Annotated in this window: 11 protein-coding genes; 4 read left to right on the forward strand and 7 right to left on the reverse strand. The window is 46.9% G+C overall.

All coding sequences use genetic code 11. The features are described from left to right. Positions 1–192: 192 nt before the first annotated feature. On the reverse strand, positions 193–1,257 hold the full coding sequence (locus B0680_RS06030; RefSeq protein WP_158078306.1) for an NUDIX domain-containing protein: 1,065 nt from the start codon (positions 1,255–1,257) through the stop codon (positions 193–195). 292 nt (positions 1,258–1,549) lie between these two features. Between B0680_RS06030 and hemP the strand changes: the two genes are divergently transcribed. Then, positions 1,550–1,711, forward strand: coding sequence for a hemin uptake protein HemP (gene hemP, locus B0680_RS06035; RefSeq protein WP_228143766.1), 162 nt, complete (start codon positions 1,550–1,552; stop codon positions 1,709–1,711). Between the two features lie 198 nt (positions 1,712–1,909). On the opposite strand, the gene B0680_RS06040 is transcribed toward hemP, so the two are convergent. Together B0680_RS06040 and B0680_RS06045 are read right to left on the reverse strand one after the other, a co-directional pair. Then, positions 1,910–6,979 carry a translocation/assembly module TamB domain-containing protein gene (locus tag B0680_RS06040; RefSeq protein ID WP_078254203.1) on the reverse strand — a complete coding sequence of 1,690 codons (5,070 nt, stop codon included), beginning with the start codon at positions 6,977–6,979 and terminating at the stop codon, positions 1,910–1,912. A gap of 46 nt (positions 6,980–7,025) precedes the next feature. Further along, positions 7,026–9,884 (reverse strand): autotransporter assembly complex protein TamA, encoded by a 2,859-nt coding sequence (locus tag B0680_RS06045; protein WP_078254204.1) that lies wholly within the window; start codon positions 9,882–9,884, stop codon positions 7,026–7,028. Between the two features lie 246 nt (positions 9,885–10,130). Here B0680_RS06045 and B0680_RS06050 point away from each other — a divergent pair, with 246 nt between their 5' ends. From B0680_RS06050 to B0680_RS06060, 3 genes are all read left to right on the forward strand, one after another. After that, positions 10,131–11,462 (forward strand): MFS transporter, encoded by a 1,332-nt coding sequence (locus B0680_RS06050; RefSeq protein WP_078254205.1) that lies wholly within the window; start codon positions 10,131–10,133, stop codon positions 11,460–11,462. Between the two features lie 144 nt (positions 11,463–11,606). Next, positions 11,607–12,422 (forward strand): tetratricopeptide repeat protein, encoded by an 816-nt coding sequence (locus B0680_RS06055; RefSeq protein ID WP_078254206.1) that lies wholly within the window; start codon positions 11,607–11,609, stop codon positions 12,420–12,422. Between the two features lie 112 nt (positions 12,423–12,534). Beyond that, on the forward strand, positions 12,535–14,685 hold the full coding sequence (locus B0680_RS06060) for an esterase/lipase family protein (RefSeq protein ID WP_078254207.1): 2,151 nt from the start codon (positions 12,535–12,537) through the stop codon (positions 14,683–14,685). A 69-nt stretch (positions 14,686–14,754) separates the two neighbouring features. On the opposite strand, the gene adk is transcribed toward B0680_RS06060, so the two are convergent. The 4 genes from adk to B0680_RS10735 all read right to left on the reverse strand — a co-directional run bounded on the left by adk (position 14,755) and on the right by B0680_RS10735 (position 18,008). Further along, positions 14,755–15,411, reverse strand: coding sequence for an adenylate kinase (gene adk, locus B0680_RS06065; RefSeq protein WP_078254357.1), 657 nt, complete (start codon positions 15,409–15,411; stop codon positions 14,755–14,757). A gap of 239 nt (positions 15,412–15,650) precedes the next feature. Further along, positions 15,651–16,910 (reverse strand): c-type cytochrome biogenesis protein CcmI, encoded by a 1,260-nt coding sequence (gene ccmI / locus B0680_RS06070; RefSeq protein ID WP_078254208.1) that lies wholly within the window; start codon positions 16,908–16,910, stop codon positions 15,651–15,653. A gap of 9 nt (positions 16,911–16,919) precedes the next feature. Next, on the reverse strand, positions 16,920–17,420 hold the full coding sequence (locus tag B0680_RS10730; protein ID WP_143821371.1) for a cytochrome c-type biogenesis protein: 501 nt from the start codon (positions 17,418–17,420) through the stop codon (positions 16,920–16,922). Between the two features lie 9 nt (positions 17,421–17,429). Continuing rightward, positions 17,430–18,008, reverse strand: coding sequence for a DsbE family thiol:disulfide interchange protein (locus tag B0680_RS10735; protein WP_143821372.1), 579 nt, complete (start codon positions 18,006–18,008; stop codon positions 17,430–17,432). Between the last annotated feature and the right edge of the window lies 1 nt (position 18,009).

The following is an 18,009-nucleotide window of genomic DNA, read 5'->3' on the forward strand; positions in this document are numbered from 1 at the left end:
ACCGATAATGCGATTTGGCACATCATCGGCATAAAAAAAATTGCTTAATCAACAAGATTGTAAAACAAAATCACTGCCGACGCAATTTTAATCAATTTAAAAAATGACGATATTTATTAAATTAATGTTAATGATGTGCAAATTGTATATATTTTGGGCAAATTGCGGTTCATTTAATCATTGCTCATCATTTTACCCAGTCATCATCCCACGAATCCCTGCAATCGCCACTGCACCATTGACGCTAGCCGTCCGCTCATCCGATAAATCAAGTCCACCCAAAGCAATCGCAGGCATACTCAGTCGCCCTGCCAACTCGCCAAAGCCCTGCCAACCGAGTGCCTGCACAGTTGGATGGCTTTGGGTCATCTTCACAGGCGACACGAGTGCACCGATGACACGGGCATGGCGTGCTAAGTGATTGGCAAGCGTGACTTCATGCGTATCATGGACACCGACGAGTAGCGGTAAATCTTTTGGTAAGCCTGTTGGTAAACACTGTGCACAATTCGTCATCTGCCCCTGCATATCCACACACTTACTCAAAGTCTGTGCGGATAATTTGACCATCACGGTACTGTTTATACCATCAAATTCATCACGGTACGCCAGATATAAGTCATCTTTTATCACCATACAAATGTCAGTGCGGTGCGTATTGATGGCTTGATACAGCTGTCTTGCCATCGCCACATCAGTCTGTGGGCGTAGATAGAACCAAGCTTGATTGGGTAGATGAGCTACATAATACTGCACAAACTCATCTATCGTGCCAAAGTGCGCCAAGTCATGCGAAATAATCAGCTTATCAGTAAGGCTAAGCCAATCTAAAATCCGCACATTCGCCGCAGGCAAAAGCTCGCCACTCATCAGTAGCTCATCGATGCTTAGCCAATGCAGTGCTTGATTTTCACAGCCGTGCGTGCGATGGCGAAATGCGTGGTACTGTGTATTGGTTAGATGTACTTGATAAATGTGCAATTCAACAGACTTATCCGTATAATCATGCGCAATCACGCCAAAACGAACCAACTGGTCGGTTTGTAAATCAAGCCCGATTTCTTCGCCCACTTCTCGGATGAGCGCAAGCTCCGCCAATTCGCCCTGCTCTATCTTGCCACCGACGAACTCAAGCTTACCGCCTTGATGCTGATGTGCTTGACGCATCGCGAGCAAAAATTCATCCTGATAACGAATCACTGCCACAGCGACACGGATAACGGGGTTATCTTTGGGGGTTGTTTGATGGGTATTCATAATGATCATTGTAATTAATTCAATAGGTTATAAACTTTTTTTGATAAATTTTGCCAATTTTGGTGATTTAAATTTGCAATTTATCAAAAATCTGCTATCATAAACACAAATGATAATTATTATTGTTTAATAACAAATAGCATTTGATAGATGATTTCACAAATTTAGCTATTTGCACATTATGCAAGCAATAATCATTGATGCGCTCGACGCAATTTATGTTCATCAGTATTAGCTTACGGCTTGGGATAACCACCCATCACCCGTCAATAAAAGGAAAATCGCCATGACTATGACCATCGCTCGCTACTTCAGCAATCGTGAAAGCACTCGCCTACCAACGCTGTATTCACAAAATCTATTTGCCATGACTAAGGAAGTCCGTATCGAGCATCAAGGTGAAGAATATCGCCTGCGTCTGACTCGCAATAACCGCTTGATTTTGACCAAATAATTTGTCAAACCATAATTTATAAACCAAATTGTCGCTTAGTGATGGTTTGAACGAGTTTAAACCACAAATAAACGACAATTTAACAGCTTTCTCCAAAACCCAAAAAGCACTGTCAGTCGATGGTGCTTTTTGGGTTTTTGCTTTGTCATCATTTGGTTTGGTTATTTCTAATAAATCAATATAAGCCATTGAAATTTATTAGAATTTCCAACGATAAATCACATCCACCATGTTCTCGGCGGCACTGGTGGCTTCGACATAGACTCGGCGGGTCAGCTGATAACGCATCGATAGGCTTGATTCGGCATTAAACACGCCCACGCCATAGCGAATGTACAAATCAGGCGTGATGTAGCCGGTGACATTGACATTGGTGTCGCTTGAGTTACCTGATGCGTCGATGGTGAGACTTTGCAGCCCTAGTGCTTGACCGATTTGGTTGGTCAGATTGCGAGTACCTGACAAACCAAGACTTAAGCCTGCTGCCGCAAGCTGATTGGTGACTTGTGAGCGAAAGCCTTGTTCGGTGATTTGAGAGTCGTTGGATTCACTGATACGCCCTGTGATAAGCGCATTCATCGCTTGCTGTTCGGTTAGACCTGCATCGTTGAATACCACGATTTCGGGGGCATTTGCCGTACCACGAATACGCAGACCGATGGTTTGACCTTCGATTTGTTTTTCGCCCTCGATAGATAGGCGTGGATTGAGCAAATCGCCATTAAAGCGGATTTGGGCGTAATTTAGCTCAAGGTTTTGCCCAATGCCGTCAATCTTGGTACGCTTGGACACCTGCACCACGCCTAGCGCCTGCATTGCCCCTTGACCTGACTGTGTCAAATGTAGCGCACCTGCTAGTGGTAAAGTCGCCCCAAAGCCACGAAACTCGACATTTTTGCCCAAATCCACACCGATATTGGCATTGATGCTCCACGGCTCAACTTTGGCAAGGATTTTATCGACATTGCCCGAGATGCGACGGTCAAGCACGGTCACATCTGGCGACTCACTGACGATGGTCGCTGTCGTCTCGGGTGGACGGATGGTCGCTGTCGGGATACTGACCACGCCTTGAACATCGACATATTTGGATAATGGCTTGACGATAATCTCAAGGTCAGGGCTGATTTGCGAGACCACAAGCGGTGGCTGATTGACCGTCAGATTTTCGCCTGAGATACCAAGCTTGGCTTGGATTTCTTGAGACCAATCCAGTCCGCCGGTGAGCACGCCTTTGCCATCACCGCTATTAAAGCCACCGGTCAGCTCGGCACTTGTGCCACGAATACTCATGGTGGCATTGATGTCGGTCAGCACCATTGGCACGCCGACAATCGCAAGCGAACCCTTATCAAGATTGGCATTGCCATAGAATAATGGCTTAGTCAAAGTACCACCCAAACCCCCTGCTAGGCTAACCTTGCCTGTGAGCGCTTGTAGATTCGGGAAAAATGGTCTGAGCACCGCCAAATTCATGTCATTCATCACGAGCGCACCTGAGATTGGCTTGGTGTCTTGATACGGATTGATAATCACATCAGCATAGCCTTGACCTGCCACGCCTGAGACATCGGTGCGGATTTTTAGCCCTTTGGCGACGCTTTGAGCAATCAGTGAGAATCGCTTGTACGGCATCTCGACATAGCCTGTATCATCCGATGTCAGTCCCAGTCGCCCATCGTCAGAGTACAGCACTGCATCCACGACAGGCTCGCTGCCTTTTTGCCAGCTGACCTTAGCACGACCATTGAGCAATGACTGCCATTCGATATCGCTTGGTAGTGCCGCTGAGAATACTTGGGTGTCTAGATTTTGGATAACCACATTGACATTGCCCGAGGTCGGTGTGTAGCTGAGCGTATCTTGTAGGCAAATCACGCCCACGCCTGCATCGGATGAGCGAGCCGTCTGCCAGCAGTGTGGTGCGACATACACGCTACTGTCATTCATTCCATAGCTAAACTCGGTCGGCTGACGCTGTGCCATCACCCCAAATCGGCTCTTGATGCTACTATCAGACAGCACACCTGTGTATTTCATGGTATTGCGGTCAAATGAGCCTTGTACCTTGCTACTGGCTTCGATATCCCCGCTTTTGGTGGCGACAGACAGCACATGGTCGCTTTCAGTTCCCGAAAAATCCACGCGAGCCGATTTGATGACCTTACCCATGACAATGATATCATTGCCCTGCATGAGTAGCTGACTGTCGGTATTACCAAGATTGATGACCTTGCCGATGACTTGGGCATTTTGGATAACTAGGCTTGGCGCACGCACCCCTGATGCCGCCATATCAATGTACAAAGTCGGCAAGGCATTATCATCATTAATCAGGATAATACCGCCTTGGATAGCGCCTGCTGTCTTATCGACAATCTGCCCCAAATCAACAATATTCACACTCGTGGTCAGCTGAGATTCATCGCCTGTGATAGCAAGATAATTTTCGCCAATTTGTACTTTAAGATTATCAGCATTGAGTTTTTTGATGATGTTTTGGGTTTGGCGAGCATTGGCATCGATACGGCTACGCAAGCTCAATAGCTCATCTTTTGAGCGGGGGCGATGGCTTGCCGCCTTGATACGATTGATATAGCCTTGCAAATCTTTTGGCAAAGCAAGCTCGGCATACAGCGAGCCTGTGGCGTTAAGCTCTCGCCCATTGAACTGCCCTGTCAAGTTCAAATCATCCACTCGGACAATCTGCACGCTACTGCCCCAATCGCCACCGATACGCACCTTGCCCGTCATATCCGTGCTAAGCTGTTTGACAAATGCACCCAAATTCAGCGATGCCATATCCGCATCAAGCTGCCATGCCACGCCGTTTGACAAATCCAGCCAGCCTGTGGCATCAAGCTTACCTGCCTGCCCTTGATGGCTAAAGCGATTGACCACAAACTTTGAGCCGCTACCCTTAGCATCTATCGCCACTGTGCCTGTTGGTAGGTTTTTGTTTAGCACACTGCCGTCGAATTTGAGCGTAACATCGCCCAGCTTGCCTGCGCTGTATTTACCCTGTGATGACACATCGCCTGTGATGGTCGCAATCAGATTGCTGTCTTTGACAAATTTGGCAGTATTGACTTCATCCAATCTGCCCGCCATATCCCAGCTGATACCGTCAGTCAGACCAAGCTTACCTGCCAATGACACTTTGCCTGAGTCATTGGTCAGTACCGCACGGCTAAATTCAAGCGTATTCAAATCCCCTGCCACCGTGACACCGATGGCAGATTTGGTCAGCTCAGGCAGATAGTTTTGGCTAAGATTGCCATCAAATTTGGCACTTAAGTGATTGATTTGGTTATCTTTTAGGCGGATGATGGCATCACCTTGACCTGATACCTGCACCGTCTCGCCTGTCAGCATCTGCGCTGTCAAATCACCGTCTTTGATGTCAATCTCATGGACACCCACACCCTTTTCATCTCGCATCCGCCCTGTGGCGATGATACGCCCTGCAATTTGGCTAAATGGCGTCTGCTCTGGCGTATCAAAATAGACATTGGGCTTGATTGGGCTTGCAGTGGCATCAATCTGCCAAGTCAAAGGCGTGGTTGTGGTGGCAAATTTGAGCTGACCTGTGCCAACAAGCTTACCCATACCGCCTTGATATTGAAAATCTGTTAAATTAACCGTTTCACCTTTTTCAATGTTGGCATTAAGGGTATAGCGGCCGCTTGGTGCTTCATGTAGCTTAGTGATATCAGCACTGGCAGTGATAAAAGTGCGACCTTCTTCAAGTCGGATGTTAGCATTACCTTGACGGCTATCAATCTCACCGACCTGCGGTACTTGGCTGCGGCGTAGATTTGCCCAAGTAGCATCGATACGCCACGGCGCATCGGATTTGGATTGATTTTGGGCAAGAGTTGCGTGCACTGTTTCGCCATCGTGCTGTGCTAGGTCAAACTCAAAGCGAGTGTCATTGCTAGCTTTGTCAAGTAAGCGATATTTAACCCCAAGTGAGCCCGTCAAAGTCTGTGGCAGATAGGCTTGATAATCTTTGTACTCAACTGGCATGACTTCGCGGACTTTAAAGCCTTGTCCTGTGATTGTCGCATCCAGCTCAAACTCATCTGACCATTCCATCTTGCCACGAGCGGTCAGCTCACCACTTGGCGTGCTTGCGCTCAAAAAATCAATATCCATACCGCCATCACGCACCACGCCACGACCACGATACCGACCAGACGGTATGTCTTTGGCGTTTAGGTCGGTGTTGATACGCAATTCGATATTTGACACCACACCATCAGCAGTGATAGTGCCATTGGACAGTGTGATGTTTTGCTCTTCGGCATACGGTAGTAGTACATGGTCAAAGTCAAGCTTGGCGCTAAATGGTGAATTATCATCCAAGCCCTGTGCGATAAAGCTACCTGTGATGTCATGCTGATTGTATTTGCTGGTCACTGTCCCTGTGGTACGCTTGAGCGAGCCACCTGCTTTGACAGACAGTGTGTCAAAATACACATCATCGAGTGCCTTGATATGTACATCAGCTGTGGCATCGAGTGGATAATCACCTGATAGGTCAATCTGCCCTGCGGCATTGGCGACGCTCAAGGTGTCATCATAGCCAAGTGCCGCTTGTTCAAGCGCAATCTTTGAGCCTGACCACTTGGCATCTGTCACGCTAATATCGTGCAAAATCACAGGCTTAGCATCGGTTTGTAGATAGCGGACTTGCTTGACTTTGGCATTTTCAAGGTGCAAAGTCACAGGCAGGCTGATGGTCGCATAATCAAACGGCTCGCCAGTTGGTGGTTTTTTGTTCACCACTTCGATGGTGTCAATATCAGGATTGACCAGATGTACTTGGCGTGCCAAAACAGCTCGCCATCCTAGCTGAATGTAGGCTTTATTGACATGGACGGTGATGTCTTCGCCTTGCACGATTTTGACATCACTAACCCACAGACCATCACGCAGATTGCCCTGACTGTATTTGAGCGTCGTGCCGGTTTCGGTGGCGATTTTTTCGACCAAGAATTTTGTGCCACTTTCTGTCCCTGCGGCATACAACAAAGCCAGTAGCAAAATCATCACCGCCACCATCGTGGTGATAATAAGACGCAGTAAATACACAAGCCAAGTACGCTTTGGTGGATTTGGCTCGTTTGGATTGTTTGAGTTGTTTGAGTTATTTAACTGATTTGGTGGCGGATTGGGGGTGCTGCTAGAATTTTTGGCAAAATCATCCCCCAAATCAGCACTAAGCGTCTGATTATCAGTTGGTAGGATAGGTTGATTTGCCATAAAAATCCTTAACTTAAGTCATCAAAGCACATTGTAACCGATTCATCTAAAAAGGTGAACCAATAAAAAAGTGCAACTTAATCGGCGTGCCTTCTTCTTTGACCCCTGTCGCGACATCTACCCGAAGCTGTCCCACCGGTGATGCCCAGCGCACGCCCACGCCTGCACCGATTTTGGTATCGTTATTAAAGTTTTTGTCATAGGCATTACCGACATCGGTAAATACCGCTAAGCGTAAATCCTTCATCACTTCATAATTATACTCAAGACTGCCCACTGCCAGGGCTTGACCGCCCAGCAGATAGCCCGTGCTTGAAGTTGGCGATAAGCTGTTATAATTATAGCCACGGATGCTTTGGTCGCCCCCTGCAAAAAATCTTAGCTTATACGGTACTTTGTCAAACTCATCTGCCCAAATATAGCCACCTTTTAGCCCTGCCACGAGCTGATGTGCACGATTTTTGCCATAGGCATTATCCCTAAAGCTATACACGCCACTGATACCCGCTTGTGCGATGGCAAGGTTTGTATCACTCACGATGCCTTTACCACCTGCTTCGAGCGAATAATACTGACGATAGCCATGTAGTGGATTGACTGGATTATCCGCTACTGTCTTGTGCAGTGCCATGCCTGCAAGCACCACTTCTTGGGTTGCACCCCCTGCTACAAAGCCCACAGGCAAATCTTGCCATGTATCGCTCGGTGCATCACTTTCGAGCTCATCTAGGCGATAGCGTAGTGAATACGTGCGATTCCAGCCTGTTTTGCTTTGGATATTACGGCTAATACCCTGCTCAAGCGTACGCGTGGACAAATCATAACCCGATGCCTGCGCGATGACTTCTTCATCATAGCTTAGACTGGCTTGTAATTTATCATTAAGCGGATGCATCCAAGGTCGTGATGCGTAGAGTTTTGCACCTTTTTTGTCTTGGGACAATCGCAGCTCAACACCTGCTTGATAGCCATCACGGTTGATGAGATTGTGCTCAAATTTGGTCACCAAGCGCGCGCCTGTATCCGAGCCCCAGCCCAGACCAATTTGTCCATCTCGTGGCTTGTCTGATGCCACAAAGACATACAAGGGGACTTTTTTGTCCGCATAGACTTGATTGGGTGTTTTTTTGTCCGCAAGCTCGGGGCGTTTACCATCTTCACCCAAGGCAAACGGCACGCCTTCATCTTTGGTCTCATCGGGTAGCACCGCCTTGACAACATTACTCACCGCATCACTGATACGCCCAAGCAAGCTCTTATTCTCATCTTGGCTATCAATCGCCAATACACGGTCGGCAGGCAGATTGTACAGTCGCTCGGCTTTTTGACTGACTGCCGCCAATTTATCCTTGATAATCTGTGATGCACTAAATTCAATCGGGGCAATCTCCGCCGTCGTACCATCGCCCAAATCCACCGCCTGCGTGCTCGGCGTCTCACTCGCAGGTGCTGTATCTTCAAAGCTAACCAAATTTGCCGCCTGCGCCTTATCAGGATAGACCGTTTCGGTATTCACCGCATTAAAATACCCTGTGGATAATAAATCATTCGACAGCTGTCTGACCGCTTGGCGATTATAGGCATCACCCATCTCAAAGGTCAGTAGCTTTTTGAGTAATTCAGGTTTGACCGGTAATTTATCAGGGTCGGTCGTCAGCTGACCGGTTGCCTTATCAAAGGTAAAAAACACCACATTATCAAAATGATACTGCGAACCGGTATCATACACTAAGCTGACATCAGCGATATTATCAGGCAAAATCACATCAACCGAATTATTCAGCCATTTACCATCCAAAAAGCCTTTTTCGCCACTAGTATCTTCGATGGCAAGCTTACTGACTTCGTATTGGCCATGATTAAAAATATCGCCCGGCTGCATGGCGGATGAATTGACCACGCTTTGATACGCCTGATTGGTTGCGCCATCGCCACGCACTTCGAGCGCACGGTTGCCCACACGTACAGGCTCGCCAAGCTTATCAATGATAAGATTAATCTCGCCTGCGCTTTTTTTGGTGATACGCATCTGCACATCATAATAGCCCACCGCACGAGCCGCCGCCTGTGCTGTCTGTCTTAGGCGTGCCACCGACCCTTGAAAGTCAGTTACCGAATCGACAGTGATGTCTTCGAGTGCTGCTTTGATATTTTGATAAGGCTCTTGCTTGATGTCGCTACGCTTAAGCTCAATCAGAGCATCATCCGCTTGCCCATTGGCAGTATCCGCCTGCAAAAAATGCACCTTTAGGCGGGGCACTTTACTCACCCCATCATTGAACAGCCTATCATAGGTACGCCGTAAAATATTGGGCTGTTTGACGGTGTCATGCTCCACCACCAAAGTCTGATTGGTCGTATCTGTGTTAGTGTATTCAGGAATATACGCCGTCGGGTCAATGCCATCTGCCTCACCAATGCCAAGCGTGCTCAAAGTGTTGGGCGTAACCGCAGTATTCGCCGCTGCCACATCCAGTCCAATGGGTACGGCTGTGCTATTGATACGTGAAATCGGCAATGCCTGCACGACATTCACATCGGCGCTGTCATTATTGCCATTATTACCATTATTGACATCATTACCCTGATGACTGCCTGATATGTCTGTCGGCTTATTAAGTGTATCAACTGCCGTATTATTTGCCGTATCCGTTGCTGTCTTGGCTGATGGTACATCGCTTGGCGTGTGTAGGCTCGCTAGGTCAATGGTGCTTGTGTTTGGCACAGCTTGACGAGCAGCAAGTAATCTAGCATCGATTTGTTCAGGGGTTAATAAAGTCGGTGCTGTCTGCGCCGTCGTCTGTGCATGAGCAGACATCGTCAACTGCCCAAAAACCGATAAGCAAGCCAACCATAGATAGGTCGGCTTGGCAAGTTTTGGCGAACAAATCAGTGGACTTGGCATAAACAACTCACAAAACCTAAAAAATGTCAATGGTAGATTTGAACAAGTTTTGTCCAAAATCTTTAGCAGCTTGAAAATTTCACAGCTTAATTGTCAAATTCCTGCTATTATAGCAAAATTTATGGGAATAACAGGTATCAAAGCTTGCAAATTTTGTATAATCAGGCGTATCTTTTGAACACTGTAACACAAAATCGCATCGATACCAAACCATCCCGCCATCATTTTTAAGATTTTAACACTTTTATGGCAAGTCAGCTTTCACTATTTCGTCGTCGGGCGTTTAGCTCGATGTTTTTTACCCAATTTTTTGGGGCGTTTAATGACAATGTCTTTAAACAAGCATTAATTTTGGTGCTGACTTATAGTGCTGCTGCAAAGCTTGGCATGGAAGTTAGTCTACTCAATAACTTGGCAGCGTTATTATTTATCTTGCCTTATTTCTTATTTTCTGCTTTGGCAGGTCAAATCGCTGATAAATACGAAAAATCCAAACTCACCCGCCAAATCAAATTTTTAGAAATCGTCATCATGGCAGTAGCCGCCATTGGCTTTATTTATGAAATTTATTGGCTGCTGTTCATTTCGTTATTTGCGATGGGGGCGCAGTCCACCTTTTTTGGCCCGATTAAGTACGCCTATCTACCCGAAGCCATGCACAAAGATGAGCTGGTCGGCGCGAACGGACTGTTTCAGACCAGTACCAGCCTTGCCATCTTGACTGGTATGATGACCGCAGGCGTGCTGACGCAATTGTTCTTTTCAGACTATTGGCTGACGGTAACTACCCTGCTTGTGGCGATATTTGGCTACATCGCTGCGCGCCAAATCCCTGAAACCGCCGTTCATGTACCTGATTTACAGATTGACTGGAATATCTTTCGTACCAGCTATGACATCATCAAGCATTTGTACAGCTTACCGCTGTTGTTCTTTGTCATTATGGGTAATAGCTGGTTTTGGTTCTATGGGGCGACGTTTTTGACGCAGACCCCCGAAGTCAGTAAGGTCATCTTACACGGTGATGAGTCAGTGGTGATTTTCTTATTGACTATTTTTTCGGTAGGGATTGCCATTGGCTCGCTACTATGCAAGAGCCTAACCAAAAACCAAGTCAGCCTACGCCTACTGCCTTTTGGTATCGCAGGGTTGTCGATTTTTGCCATTGCGCTGTATTTCTCGCTCAATGCACTGGTTATCGAACCTAAGCTACTGCCTTATACTGTCAGCGAATTATTAGCCACTGATGGTACGTACATTGTCTTTGCTGAGTTATTTTTGCTCGGCTTGAGCGGTGGTATTTATATCGTTCCGCTTTATACCTGTATGCAGGCTTATTCACCAGTTGACCATCGTTCACGTATCGTTGGTGCTAATAACATCTTTAATGCCTTGTATATGGTTATCTCTGCCATCTTTGCCATTATCGTGCTTGCCCTACTCAAGCGTAGCCTGCCTGAGCTGTTTTTTATCACGGGTGTGGTGAATGTTGTTTTTGGTGCTTTTTTGTTCTTTAAACTTAAGCAATATCAAGACAGCTTACCAATCAATACCGATGATACACCGATGATGACTTGATTGTTACGCCAACAGATACAATCAAACAACAAATTTTGTCCATCTGAGTAATAAAAAATTACCCCATCTTGCGGTGAAATCTGTTATGATTTCACCAATTTTTATCCTTTGTAAATTTGCACATTGACAACTATGGAACTTAAGATGAAAAAACTTTCTCTTGCTTTACTTTGTACCACAGCATTTGCAAGCACTGCATTTGCAAGCACCTATGCACCTGTATTGCGTGGTGAAATCACCCAAACCATCACCCATGCCAATTCAGCCAACCTATTGACCAATGCCGTCAAAAATCTACCAACGCCAAGCGTCAACGTCAGTGATGTCAGCACCGTTGCAACTGTGCTTATCCCTGCCAACAGTGCAGGCACAACTATGCTGGATGTTACCCTAATGGATGAGTTCATGGACGATATCGCCCCGAACGCTCGTCATTACCCAACCAACTTCCCAACTCGCACCGCTGACTTTGTCGCCAAAGAAAACGTCAAATACCTATCAGACTGGCTAGAGCCTTATGCAACCGCCCCTGATGCCTCATTTGACGTGGTACTACGCGCTGCCAAAATCAACGGTATGGCACGTAACCTAAATCTAGGCACTGACTACACCCTACGCGCAACAGCACATATGCAAAAAGCCCTAGAGCTACAGCCAAACCACGCTGAAGCCAACTTCCTACTTGGTATGATGCTATCAGAAACAGGCGCATTCAAAGAAGGTCGCAAATACCTAGATAAAGCCGCATCACTTGGCTATATCGAAGCTGAACAAAGCATCGCCCAAGCCGACCTTATCAGCGACAACAAAACCGCTGCACTAAAACGCCTGCGTGATTTGGCAGCCAAAAACCCAAACAACACCCAAATCGCAGAACAAATCCGCATGATTGAAAGTGGCAATTTCTACATTTGGAACATCGCTGACAATCAGCTGAATATCAAATCGCTAGAACGCTAATTCGCCCTATCATGGTCGGATAGAGAGATTTTTTCCGCATGGGTAACTGTGCGGAAAATTTTTTTATGAATTTATTGTAAAAGTATTATAAATTATCGCTTGGCAATTTTTTATGGTAATGGTTCGTAGATTAGCTTGCTTACTCGGTGTTTCGCTGACCTTATTTGGCTGTGCACATCTTACCCCGCCGAAGCAAAACGCAGCCAAACTGATGGCACAGACCAGAAGTAGCATTGTCACCGGCACATCCGTCAGCGCATCCACACGCTCATCACTGCTGTCATCAGGCTATGAGCAAGACAGCTGCATGAATGAATTTGCCGACTGTATTGATGGTATCAAGGCATTATCGCTTGGCAAAGACAGTCGTCAGACGCTGGCAGTGCTTGCCGAACTATACTACACCAAAGCCCAACAGCTATCAGCGATGGATGACTGTCGCATGGCACTCGATAGAGAGCCGATTGACCCAAATTATGCCAATGCACCGCCATCACAAGATGAATTACTCGCCAAAAAACAAGCGCAACAAACCTGCACCAGTAACTATCGTGATACCCTGTATCATGCACTCAAGCACAGCTATGCGTACTTGTTTTATCAGCATCTACAGCAGTCTATCGTCAGCAATACGCATCTTGCTAGCGATACCGATGCTCGTATTCAAGATATTTATCATCTCAGTATCAATGACATTGTACGTGAATTATACGCACAAGAACGTGGTGCATTTGCTAGTGCGACCCAGTTTCATTATGGACTGGATAAGCCGACCATTGAGCCTGTGTTCAATCAAGTGACATTTAACAAAGTCGTCACAACCGATGACAATCAGCCAACCACATTGACCTTGTCGCTAGAGAATAACCCTTATTATCTGAGCAAGCTTGCCAAAGGTGGTCAGCACGTGTTTTCGGATTTGGTGTCGGCTTATGATGCCAGATTGTCCAAATTGGATGTCAATTCACGGCGGTTTGGCTTGGGTGTCAGCTTTGTTGGCTCGATTGGCGACCGCTATACAGCGCAGATTAGTCAGTCACTCGGTCAATCCCAAAGTGCGCAGCCCACGCCAAATGACCCACAGTATCAAGCCCGTATTCACCAAATGGGGCACGTGCTATTGACCGCTATCATCATCCCAAAAGGCAATACGCTTGATGAAGTGCTTGGTGCACGGGAATTTGACGGTTATTTTTTTAATCCACAGCAGCACAAAGAGATTAAGCTATTTGACACAAGCTACCCATTAGCCGCCAATTTCTCGGCAGGGTATGCGCTATGGCTATCTGAAAATCAGCTTAAACAGCTTAGCATCCTAAATATGCTTGCCAAAAAAGACAGCATTGCCCTACCACAGCTGTTCATGCTTGAGCCTTATGATCCCAACCAAAAAGTCGTCATCATGCTTCATGGCTTGGCATCTAGCCCTACAACGTGGGTCAATCTCACCAACACGCTACTGTCCGACCCTGAGCTCAACGAACGCTATCAGGTGTGGCAAATTGCGTATTCGACCAACTTGCCCATTTTAGAAAATCGCTACCAAATCGCCAAACTCATTGAGCACAGCTTTGCCAGTGTCGATCCGACAGGCGATGATGTAGCCAGTCATAATGCCATCTTGATAGGACATAGCATGGGCGGTGTCATCTCACGACTGATGGTGTCTGATGATGAGCTGATGCCCAAGCTACAACAGCTAGAAAGCAAAGACCAGCGCAAGCTATATAACCAAATGAGCTATGCTCAAAAGCAAGCACTCGAACAGCGGTTCACGCTCAATGCCCTACCGCAGGTGGATACGGCGGTATTTTTGTCTGCGCCGTTTCGTGGGACGGATTATGCCGATCGTTGGTTCACTCGAGCAGCACGACGCATCATTCACTTACCACTTGATCTCACCCAAATGGTCGGTAACACGCTGATGAATCTGGGTGAAGATGATAACAGCGTGCTGGGTTCGTTATATCTACAAAATGGCGCAAGTCAGCTATCGGATCGCTCATCGTTTGTGGCACTGACCAAAGATGTGCAGATTCATCCAAAAGTGGCATATCACACCATCATGGGGGATAACAAAGGCATCCATCAAGCAGGCGATAGTGTCGGTGATAAAATCTCTGACGGCATCGTGCCGTATAGCAGTTCGCACCTAGATGGCGCAACCAGTGAGACCATCATCACAGGCAGTCATAATATCCACGAAAACCCAAAAACCATCCTACAACTACGCAAGATTTTGTATGCACATCTTGAAAAATAGCCCAATTAATCCTGCAAAAAAACACCCCAAGCGATACACATCACTTGGGGTGTTTGCTATCAAGCAGATTTACTTACTCTTTAGCACCGCAAAAATCTCATCACGCACGGTGTCGATGGCTTTTGTGCCATCAAAGTCGTGATACGCAGGGGCGTTCTCACCTGATTGGGCGACTTGTTGATAATGACCAATTAGGGTTGCAGTCTGCGCATGATAGACCGACAGACGGTCACGCACGACTTCTTCTTTGTCATCATCACGCTGTACCAGTGGCTCACCAGTCACATCATCGACGCCTTCGACTTTTGGTGGGTTATACACCACATGATAAGTACGACCCGATGCAAGGTGTGCACGGCGACCTGACATACGGCTGACGATTTCATCATCAGGCACGCTGATTTCGATGACAAAATCAATACCCACGCCTGCTGCCGCTAGCGCTTCAGCTTGTGGAATGGTGCGTGGAAAACCATCAAAAATACAGCCATTAGCGCAGTCAGGCTGACTGATACGCTCTTTGACCAGATTAATAATCAGCTCATCAGACACCAGCTGACCTGCATCCATGACGCTCTTGGCAAGCTTACCAAGCTCTGTGCCTTCTTTGATAGCGGCTCGTAGCATATCCCCTGTTGAGATTTGCGGAATGCCAAACTCTTTTGAGATAAGCTGTGCTTGAGTGCCCTTGCCTGCACCTGGTGGGCCTAATAGAATGATACGCATCATAATAATTCTCCGAATGTTGTCATGAATGGCGGATAGTCGCCCGATTGCCCTAGCTACTATAAAGCACGATGCCAAATTGTTCAAGTAATTTTATGACAAAATCTAATAAAGTGTGCGATTTTTGTGAACTTATCAGTTTATAATAAATATATGTTATAAATAATAAAAAAACTTGCACCATTGGGCGCAAGTTTTATTGATTACTCAAATCTGCAAATCGCATCAGATTACCAAGATTATGGCACGACTTGAGAAATCGTCAAGGACACCGCCGACTGCTTATCAAGCACCACAGGATTGGCTGATAAATCACCCGATTGGGCGATGGCATTGCCTGAGCTACTGATGCGTGCATTGACCACCAAGACCTTGCCTGATGCACGGCCGCTTGAGAGTGTGCGTGATGGCATCATTGCATCTAGGTCGCTCAAGCTCACCACCACCTGATTGCTACTTAGCTCGCTGGCTGATAGACGCTTGACCGCATACGGCGCACCACCTGTCTGCTCGCCAATTGACACAAACAGCACATCTTCAGGCTTGATTTGTGATGCCATTGCAGGGCTGACTGCGACTGTGACGCTGACACCTTGAGCGACTTGTGCTTCTTGGGCATCGATATTTGCCACAAGCTTATCAAGGCTTGCTAAGGCTTCAGAGCGGTCGCCCGAACTTGCCACCAAGCTTGAGCGTAGGCGTGCAATCCATGCTTTGGCTTCGCTAAAGTTACCCGCTTTGGCTTCACCCATTGCCATCATCATCAGTGCACCTTCGTGGGTTGGTGTTTTTGCCAAAATGCTCAATAGTGCATTTCGTGATGCTGTATCTAGCTTACCATCATTAACAAAAAAACTGGTCTGAGCAAAGGTCAGCGCAATCTCATCATTATCAGGCTCAAGGCGATTGGCTCGTGCCAATGCTTCCATCGCCTGCGGCTTGGCATCAAGCATCATAAACAGCTCGGATAGACGCATCCAGCGATTGGCATCATAGGCATGATGATGCACATTGGTCTGCATGGCAGAGATGAGCGCCGCTGAGTCTTTGGTCGCCCATTCAGGCGGTGTATCAATCTTACCGGTCAATAAATCATCTGCCACTTGCCCTACCGTATCTTGGGCTTGCCATAGCGCAAACACAGGCGTACGGTCAGCTGTCGTCAGATACGCCACCGCCGCCAAAATCGGTATCCAAATCATCACAATGGCACGACCCTTAGCACCGACTGGCGCATGGCTTTCGGCAACTGTCTGTGCATCGAGTAGCTGGCGTTTTAGCTCGGTGATTTGTGCTTGATAATGTGTATCATCAATCAGCCCTGCCGCCTTGTCCGCATCAAGCTCGGCGATACGCTCGCCAAACACCTTGACATTGACCGACATCAGCTGGTTATCCGTAGCTTTTTTTGCTTTTAGCCAAGGCAGAATCACCACCAGCGACAGCAGTACCGTCAAGACAGCACACAACGAAAAAAATAAAACCAAACTTTGTGTCATATACTGCCCTTAGTGTTGTTTGTCATCAGTCTTGTCGCCATGCTGAGCCAAAATCTTGGCAAGCTTGGCTTCTTCGCTACTGCTCAAGGCCTGTGTATCATCAGCTGACAGCTGACTGCGACCTTTGCGCGCCTTATAAATCCAGCCTAGAATCAGTAGCACCAATAGCACAGGCGGGAAAAACCACAAAATCCAAGTCGATGGGCGTACAGGGGGTTTATAACTGATAAAATCCCCATAACGCTCAAACATATAGTTACGAATCTCGGTATCACTGCGGCCGTCTTTGACCATTTCATAGGTTTTTTGTTTTAGGTCTTGGGCGATGGGCGCATCTGAGCCTGCGAGATTTTGGTTTTGGCATTTTGGACAACGGAACTCTTCAATCAGCCCACGATATTGCGCTTCTTGTTGCGGCGAATCAAATTCATAAATATCAATACTTGCCATCGCCATCGTACTGATACTCATGCCAAGTAGTAGCGCCATGATTGAGTGATTTAATTTCATCTAGGACTCCTACTCACACGCTGCCAATTTAGCATCTTTGGTCAAGGACGCATCAGCCACACTTGTCATACACGCCTGCAGACTTGGCCAATTTTTCTCACCAATCTCACCCAAGACGTGCTTATACACCACTCCATCGGTGCCGACAATCATACTTTCAGGTGCGCCCGTCAGCCCCAATTCCAAGCCATATTTGCCTTCATAATCCTGGATGGTGTAGATAAATGGGTTTTGGTATTTATCAATATAAGCTAATGCATTGGCAAGTTCATCTTTATAATTCACGCCAATCATCGGCACGCCTTTTGCGTGTAGCTCCATCAAAAATGGATGCTCAACATAGCAAGTCTGACACCACGAACCCCATACATTGAGCAAAAATGGCTCTTTTGGCAAGTCACTATTAGTCATCGTGCGTGCAGGGTCGGACAGCAGCGGCAGGCTAAAAGCAGGCAACGGCTTACCCACCAGCTGACTGGTCTGCACATCAGTTTCTTTGCCCAGTCGCATAAATAGCATGATAACCAATCCGATAAAGATGACAAGCGGAATGATAAAAGTAAGCAAGCGTTTGTTTGACTTTGCCATA

The organism is Moraxella pluranimalium (assembly GCF_002014825.1).
Classification (GTDB): domain Bacteria; phylum Pseudomonadota; class Gammaproteobacteria; order Pseudomonadales; family Moraxellaceae; genus Moraxella; species Moraxella pluranimalium.